This window comes from Brachyspira pulli, from assembly GCF_036997785.1.
GTDB lineage: Bacteria > Spirochaetota > Brachyspiria > Brachyspirales > Brachyspiraceae > Brachyspira > Brachyspira pulli.
On record NZ_JAWLQI010000015.1, the window covers coordinates 48799 to 55883 of the forward strand.

The following is a 7085-nucleotide window of genomic DNA, read 5'->3' on the forward strand; positions in this document are numbered from 1 at the left end:
TGATTAGTTTTAGATATTATAATATATAAAAAATAAAAGCAATAGACTTTATTCAAGCCTATTGCTTTTTTATCAATCAAAAATTAAATATTATTTTTTATAATACCCAATTTAATTTTTCCTCTGTCCTTGTAACACCTACAGGCAAATTAGTGAGAGCTGCTTTCTCTACTAAATTTTCTAATCTTTTAATACCAACTATATCTATTCTTGACATAGCAGCATATCTTATAGCATCAGGGCTAACCATAGCACAAGTTATAAGTATAGAATTAGGAATATTAGCACTTACAGAATATTCATATAAACATACAAGCTCATCATTAAATATAGGGCTGTAAGACGTTCTAAAATACACTACCTTTTTTGGAGCATGTGCACTATTGCTTTCTTTAGCAAATACTATCAAATACTTTTTATCTGTAGTTTTTAATGAATAAGGTATAAGACCTATACTTGCTACAACTTTTAAAGCAACATTGATAAATTCTTCTCCCTCCAATTTGAAAAACTTTTTAATGTTTTCACTATATCTTGAATCTTTATAATTATTAAGTTTCTCATTAGCATCTCTATAATTAGGGTCTAATACAATAATACATTCTAATATCTCAATAGATTTATTAACATTTCCAACTATATCATAACATTCAGAAAGAGTATAAAGTATTGCTAAATTTAAGTCTTTATCATAACTCTCATAACTTATAGCTTTTTCTAAACTTTTTATAGCTGATTCAATGCTCTCAAGTTTAATATAACAAAGACCCATTTCATATAATGATTTTACAGAATATTCTTTATCTTTATATGAAATAGCATAATGTTTAATAGCTGTTTTATAATCCTCTCTGCCTTTATAAGCTCTTCCCAAATTATAATTTAATGCAGCATCATCTGGGAATTTTTTAGCTATTGTATTCATCATGGATATAGCTTCATTATAGTTACCTAAATTAACAAAACAAAAAGCCTTGTATTTTAAAGCTTCCGAATTATTAGGCTGAATATCTAATGCATCAGAAAAATATTTTACTGCTGTATCATACTGCCTATTTTCATAATATATAGCACCTACCTCAGTATCAACTATTAATCTATAATCTTCTATTTTTAATAAAGTAAGATATTGAGCTAAAGCTTCAGCTTTTTTATCTATTTTACATAAAGCTCTGGCTAATGCCAAAATGGTTTCCGGATCCTTATCTCCATCATCTATAGCATGTCTATATTCAACTATAGCAAATGAATATTCTTCCATTCTAGCATAACAATTAGCTATCATAGTATGTATTTTAGCTCTCTTTACTCCAGACTTATCTTTTGCTAAAACTTCTTTTAGCTTTAATAAAGCAAGATCATTTTTTCCTTCTGCAATAAGGTCATCAACCCTATCCATATCAGAACCTTTATAATGCTTATTGCCAAATAATACTTTCCTTAAGATAAGCAATAGTGTAACAAATACACATATAAATACTATAATATAAATACTATAATTCATACTCTATTCTTTACTTTTTTAATTTCTATACTATATATAAATTCGGAATTATTTTCAATATTTTAATATAAATTTATCCAAATTATTTTTTTAATAATCTCATAAATATTTTAAAAACCTCAGCAACAGCAATAACAATTAGAGAAACTCCAATAATTTTTAACCAAGTATTTACACTTAAAGGTACAGTATTGAAGAATCCGCCGGCATATTGAGTTGCCAATATTTGTAATATAAAAGTAACTCCCATACTTAAAAGTATTAACTTATTATTCAAAAAATATTTAAATACACTATCGAATCCTAATTCTCTGCTATTAAATGAATTGAATATCTGGAACATTACAAACATAGCAAATAGTACAGTAGACTGTTCTGCTTCAGCAACATTAAGTATATTTAATTTACTTTGAAGCATAAATAATGTAATCATAACAGTAGCTGAAAATACTATTTTGAATATCATCTTTTTAGATACAATGCTTGCATTTCTTTTTGTAGGCATTCTTTTCATCAAGTTATCTCTAATAGGCTCAAGTCCTAAAGCAATAGCTGGAGGTCCGTCCATAATAATGTTTATCCATAACAACTGTATAGCAGAAAATGGAGATTTTAATCCTGTTAATGTAGAGATAAGAACAACTACTACAGAAGCTAAGTTAACTGTAAGCTGGAACTGTATAAATCTTTGGAAGTTGTCATATATTCCTCTGCCCCACTGAACAGCTTTTACTATAGTAGCAAATGAGTCATCAAGAAGAACTATATCGCTAGCCTCTTTTGATACTTCAGTTCCTGTTATACCCATAGCAACACCAACATCGGCATTCTTAATAGCAGGAGCATCATTAATACCGTCACCAGTAACAGCAACAACATTACCCATTTCTTTTATAGCATTAACTACACGCATTTTTACTGTAGGGGTACTTCTAGCTATAACTGATATCTTACTTAAATTCTGTTTTAGTGTATTATCGTCCATAGCATCAATGTCTTTTGCTTCAAGAACAATGCTGTTTTCATTAAGTATCTTTAACTCTCTAGCTATAGCAGTAGCAGTTACAATATTATCACCTGTAAGCATTTTTATGTTTATTCCTGCACTTCTGCATTGATCAACCGCATCATAAACCTCTTTTCTTACTGGGTCAGATATAGCAACAAATCCGTCATATATCATATCGCTTTCAAGTTTTTCTCTGATATTTTCAACATTATCAGAAACAACTTTATGAGCAAATGCTATTACTCTTTTAGCTTCATTTTGGAATTGTTCTATAGCTTTTTCAATTCCTTTTTTTTCATCATCACTGATACTGCACATAGCCATTATTTTTTCTGGGCTTCCTTTAGTAAATACTATAGTTTCATTTTCAACTTTAGCAACTGTAGTCATATTTTTAGTATCTGATGAGAAAGGATATTCATATATAATTTTTGATTTTTCTCTTATTTCTTTATAATTAAAACCTGATTTACTAGCAGCAACAAGTAATGCACATTCTGTAGGGTTTCCTAAGAACTTAGCAACACCATCTTTATAATCAACATCTGCTGTAGAGTTAATAGCAAAGTTTTTTATAATCTTTTCATTCTTTATATTTTCAGGCTCTATGTATTCACCATTAGCAAATAATTTATTTAATGTCATTTTGTTTTCTGTAAGAGTACCTGTTTTATCTGAACAAATAACATTAACGCTTCCTATAGTCTCACAAGCTACCATCTTCTTTACTAATGCATTTTGTCTAGCCATTTTTATAATATTAATAGACAAAGAAACAGCAACTATTGTTGGAAGTCCCTCTGGTACTGAAGCTACAATCAATACTATACTTGTAATGAATGCCTCTGAAATAGTATCAAAACTAGCATTTCCTGTTCTTATAAAATTAACTACCTGTATAATAAATACTATTACAGCAGCAGTTATACCGAACATGGCTATTCTTTTACCTAACTGAGCAAGTTTTTCTTGTAAAGGTGTAGAAGTCTTTTTAGTTTTTGAAAGCTCTCTAGCTATTTTACCAAACTCTGTAGTATCTCCTACAGATGTAACTACCATTTTACCATTACCTGTAGTAACAAATGATCCGGAATAAGCCATATTTATTCTTTCAGCTACTGGAGTTTTAACATCAGATAATAAAGCTTCAGCATCTTTTTCTACGGGTTCACTTTCACCTGTTAAAGCTGATTCATCAATATTTAATGATACGCTTTCAAGAAGTCTTCCGTCAGCAGGAAGTTTATTTCCTGTTTCTATAAAAGCAATATCACCTACTAATAAATCTTTCTGATTAATTATTTCTATATTACCGTCTCTTATAACTTTTACTCTAATATCTTCATTAATACTATTTAATGCCTCAAATGCTTTGGCACTTTTACCTTCCATCACTATAGTAATAGTAATTGATAAACTTATAGCCAAAAATATACCTAAGCATTCTAAAAAGTCAGCATGACCTCCATTAAAATAAGCAACAGTATTCACACCTATAGCTATAATACCTGCAAATATAAGCATTAATATCATAGGTTCTTTTAATGCTTCTAATATTTTTTGAAGTAATGTGGCACCTTTTTCTTTTGTAAAACTGTTGGCACCATATTTTTCTAAACTTTTCTTTCTGCCGTCTTCTGTTAAACCTACTTTAGGATCAACATTCAGGGTCTTTAGAATATCATCTTTACTTCCTAAAAAACTGTCCATAAAAAACTACCTCTCATTTAATTATTTTTTTAAAAAGTGCATAAAAAAAGACTCATGCATAAATAAATCATTAAAGAATATTAAACTAATCCTTAAAGATTTATTTATACTTGAGTCTCATTAATTAAGGCTTGCCAAACTCTACCAATTAAGAGCTGCGATGTTGACTTTGCCGCGTAAGATACGCCAATTACTCCCTCATGAGTATTTGATTATGTATGAAAGTATTATAACAAATAAAAAAATAATGTCAATATATTGTAAAGAAAAAAACATATATTTTTTAATATCTTTACACTAAATAATACAATATAAAATAGTTAAATATATAAATAAACCTATTATAGTTCATAAAAAATAAATATTAAATATTGACTTTTAATGTACTTTATATATCCTTTTAAATATATAATAAAAGGTAAATTAATATAATAATATGAAATCTCAAAATAATACCTCTATTAAATTTTTAAAAAATACTGTAATACTTAATCTTTTAGCTAATCTTTTTATAACAAAAATAGTATATTTATTCATGTTAGGAGTATAATTATGAATACTAAAAATTTGTTAATAACTTTAATAATAATTGCTTTTTCATTTATATCATGTTCCTCTGATATAGTATCTCCAATAATACAAGAACAAGAACCAGATATAGGGGACGGAAGTTTTATAGATCCAACACCAAAACCTAATCCAGATCCTAATCCACAACCTGACCCAAAGCCTGAAGAAGTTATAATAACAGATGAAAAACAAATATCTGAATATATAAAAAAACATAATGGAGTTTATTATTCAAAATATGAAGATGACAGCCTTGACATTAGATATGTAATAGATAGTGATTTAATATACAATGGATACGGTACAAAAGTTGAACCAACAATGAAAACTTTATTAGGAAATAAGCTTCAAATATACATAGAGGGTAAAAAAGAAGGTTCCAGTCCAAATTTAGGATATGAAATGAATGATGAAATGTATACTTTCAATTTCGGCAGTGACGGAAATATATATCTTTTTGCTAATGCAATATTCCACAAAGATAATGAAGCAAAACCAGCTGTAGGATATGAAACAAAAATTGGAGAACCTATAACAGAATTAATAACTTATCAAGGAAACTATTATTATTATGATTATGATAATACTAAAAAATATTATATACTTATAGATACAACAGGACAAGTATATATAGATGAGAATTTAAAAATAAATTACTCAAAAGTTGAATTAAGCAATAATGTATTAATAATAACATATACACAAACAGGCGGTAAAACTACAAAAGAGGAATTGCATTTTTATGATAAAGCTGGAGGTTCAGACTATAAATTAATATTCGGTAATACTTGGATTAATAATCAATTACAGTATGAAACATTGAAAAGATATGATTCTTTTAGTACATATAGCGGTACATATACTTCTGCAGACGGATCTACAACTTTAAATGTTAAAGTTGAAAAAATAGAAATAACTACACTTGGAAGATATGATAATTATACTCCTGTAATGGTAGGAAATACATTAACTATATATCAATATTCTTCAAGAAATGGCAATAAAGAACATAAAATAGTATTCAGCAATGATAAGACAAAAGCAACATATACTAAACCAGATGGAACTACAATTGAATTAATTAAACAATAATTAAATTAAATAAAAGCCTATTCATAATAATTATGTATAGGCTTTTTTCAAATTATAATTACAACTATTTAAAAATTTACCATTGAAAAAAAATAATTATATGATATTATAATATGCGATATTGTTTTGGAGAAAATAATGAAAAGAGGTAAAAAAAATCCATTCCAAAAAGAGATAGAGAGAAAATTTGGCACTTCTGGCTTTGAACTTAATTCTTTTTTGTATGGCGGTAAAAAAATGAAAGTCACAAAAAAAGAAATAGAAGACAGATATGATGTAACTCTTGACCAATTTGCATATTTTGCTCAAGTAGCTGGTTATAAAGTTCTTGCTGATAGCGAATCTCTAATAATTTTTAAATAAAAATGTATAATAAAAATTTAAATGTACTTCTTCTTAATGATTTATGTTCGTATGGTAAAGCTTCTATAACCGTTAATATACCTGTATTGTCACATTTTGGTATAAAAGTTTCTCCTCTTGTAAGTGTTATACTTTCAAATCATACTGCTTTTGATTCATTTTGTGCTTTTGATCTTACAAATGAATTAGAAAAAATTGTTGATGAATTAAAAAGAAAAAATCCAAAATTCGATGCTTTTTATGTTGGCTGGATATCTTCTGGAAAGCAGCCTTCTATAGTAATAGATATAATAAAGCATTTTAATATTAATACTATTTTAGTAGATCCTATACTTGGTGATAATGGAAAGCTCTACCCTTCTATGTCAAATGAACATGTTAACTCTATGAAAGATATTATCAAATATGCTAATATAGTAACTCCAAATATAACTGAATTAGCTGTATTATTAGATAAAGATCCTTCAAAAAGTTATACAGAAAAAGAAGTTGAAGAAATGGCTAAACAACTTTCTACATTAGGGCCAAAAACTGTAATAGTAACAAGCGTTTCAAAAGAAGATAAAGTCGGCTGTTTATGTTATGATAATAATGAGTTTATAACAAGCTACTATCCTAAAATAGATATAAGCATACCCGGTACAGGAGATGCTTTCGGTTCTTCTTTGTTAGGTTATATATTACATGGTCATTCTATAAAAGATGCTTTAGAAAAAGCTACTAAATTCATATATAAATCTGTAGAATTATCTGTAAAAGAAAATGATGACAGAGTATATGGAATATCTATAGAAAAAAGACTTCATTTACTTTAACATTTAAACATACTATTTTTTA

General features: G+C 27.5%; 5 protein-coding genes. 3 read left to right on the plus strand and 2 right to left on the minus strand.

Features of this window, described 5'->3' with window-relative positions:
- Window positions 1-97: 97 nt before the first annotated feature.
- Together R4K56_RS05145 and R4K56_RS05150 are read right to left on the minus strand one after the other, a co-directional pair.
- A complete protein-coding gene (locus tag R4K56_RS05145) occupies window positions 98-1504 on the minus strand; it encodes a tetratricopeptide repeat protein (protein ID WP_335772007.1) in 1407 nt (468 codons plus the stop codon).
- Between the two features lie 82 nt (window positions 1505-1586).
- A complete protein-coding gene (locus tag R4K56_RS05150) occupies window positions 1587-4223 on the minus strand; it encodes a calcium-translocating P-type ATPase, PMCA-type (protein ID WP_335772006.1) in 2637 nt (878 codons plus the stop codon).
- A gap of 552 nt (window positions 4224-4775) precedes the next feature.
- Here R4K56_RS05150 and R4K56_RS05155 point away from each other — a divergent pair.
- From R4K56_RS05155 to R4K56_RS05165, 3 genes are all read left to right on the plus strand, one after another.
- Entirely contained in the window at window positions 4776-5885 is a 1110-nt protein-coding gene (locus R4K56_RS05155) for a hypothetical protein (RefSeq protein ID WP_335772005.1), read from the plus strand.
- 138 nt (window positions 5886-6023) lie between these two features.
- Window positions 6024-6248, plus strand: coding sequence for a hypothetical protein (locus tag R4K56_RS05160; protein ID WP_297297154.1), 225 nt, complete (start codon window positions 6024-6026; stop codon window positions 6246-6248).
- Between the two features lie 2 nt (window positions 6249-6250).
- Window positions 6251-7063: a pyridoxamine kinase gene (locus tag R4K56_RS05165; protein ID WP_335772004.1), complete on the plus strand. Its 813-nt coding sequence runs from the start codon at window positions 6251-6253 to the stop codon at window positions 7061-7063.
- The last annotated feature ends 22 nt before the right edge of the window (window positions 7064-7085 follow it).

What these genes read in the sequence shown, in the direction of transcription:
- R4K56_RS05145 (WP_335772007.1), bottom strand. Translation starts at nt 1,504, where the DNA reads ATGAATTATAGTATTTATATTATAGTATTTATATGTGTATTTGTTACA.
- R4K56_RS05150 (WP_335772006.1), bottom strand. Translation starts at nt 4,223, where the DNA reads ATGGACAGTTTTTTAGGAAGTAAAGATGATATTCTAAAGACCCTGAAT.
- R4K56_RS05155 (WP_335772005.1), top strand. Translation starts at nt 4,776, where the DNA reads ATGAATACTAAAAATTTGTTAATAACTTTAATAATAATTGCTTTTTCA.
- R4K56_RS05160 (WP_297297154.1), top strand. Translation starts at nt 6,024, where the DNA reads ATGAAAAGAGGTAAAAAAAATCCATTCCAAAAAGAGATAGAGAGAAAA.
- R4K56_RS05165 (WP_335772004.1), top strand. Translation starts at nt 6,251, where the DNA reads ATGTATAATAAAAATTTAAATGTACTTCTTCTTAATGATTTATGTTCG.